This window comes from Nitratireductor soli, from assembly GCF_001050155.1.
GTDB lineage: Bacteria > Pseudomonadota > Alphaproteobacteria > Rhizobiales > Rhizobiaceae > Nitratireductor > Nitratireductor soli.
Genome location: NZ_LFVY01000046.1, coordinates 1 through 1174, shown reverse-complemented (window position 1 = coordinate 1174; position 1174 = coordinate 1). Strand labels below are relative to the sequence as shown.

1 protein-coding gene is annotated in these 1174 nt (G+C 63.1%); it reads right to left on the bottom strand.

Annotated elements, in window-relative coordinates:
• Positions 1-1174, bottom strand: a 1174-nt coding sequence (gene tuf, locus AB843_RS24565) for an elongation factor Tu (RefSeq protein WP_048649560.1), incomplete at its 3' end; no start/stop codon positions are given.

The following is a 1174-nucleotide window of genomic DNA, read 5'->3' as shown; positions in this document are numbered from 1 at the left end:
ACTCAGTGATCGATGCGACGATGCCGGCGCCGACGGTACGTCCGCCTTCACGGATGGCGAAGCGCAGCTTCTCTTCCATGGCGATCGGCACGATCAGCGTCACGTCGACCGTCACATTGTCGCCCGGCATCACCATTTCCGTGCCTTCCGGCAGCGTCACGATGCCCGTCACGTCCGTCGTGCGGAAATAGAACTGCGGACGGTAGTTGGTGAAGAACGGCGTATGACGGCCGCCCTCTTCCTTCGTCAGGATGTAGGCTTCGGCCTTGAACTTCGTGTGCGGCTTCACCGAGCCGGGCTTGCACAGCACCTGGCCGCGCTCGACGCCCTCGCGGTCGACGCCGCGGATCAGCGCCCCGATGTTGTCGCCGGCCTGCCCCTGGTCGAGCAGCTTGCGGAACATCTCGACGCCCGTCACCGTCGTCTTCGTCGTGTCGCGGATGCCGACGATCTCGACTTCCTCGCCAACCTTCACGATGCCGCGCTCGACGCGACCCGTCACGACCGTGCCGCGGCCCGAGATCGAGAACACGTCCTCGATCGGCATCAGGAACGGCTGGTCGATCGGACGCTCCGGCGTCGGGATGTACTTGTCCACCTCGGCCATCAGCGCCCGCACCGCGTCCTCGCCGATCGTCTTGTCCGAATCTTCAAGTGCGGCAAGCGCCGAACCCTTGACGATCGGAATATCGTCGCCGGGGAAGTCGTAGCTCGACAGAAGCTCGCGAACCTCCAGCTCGACCAGCTCGAGAAGCTCTTCATCGTCCACCTGGTCGACCTTGTTCAAAAACACCACGAGGCTCGGAACGCCGACCTGGCGGGCCAGCAGGATGTGCTCGCGCGTCTGCGGCATCGGGCCGTCGGCCGCCGAAACCACCAGGATCGCACCGTCCATCTGCGCCGCGCCCGTGATCATGTTCTTCACATAGTCCGCGTGGCCCGGGCAATCCACATGGGCGTAGTGACGCGCTTCCGTCTCATACTCCACATGCGCCGTCGAGATCGTGATGCCGCGCGCCTTCTCTTCCGGCGCTGCGTCGATCTGGTCATAGGCGCGGTAGTCGCCAAAATACTTCGTGATCGCAGCCGTCAAAGACGTCTTCCCATGGTCAACGTGACCAATCGTGCCAATGTTCACATGCGGCTTCGTACGCTCAAATTTACCTTTGGCCAT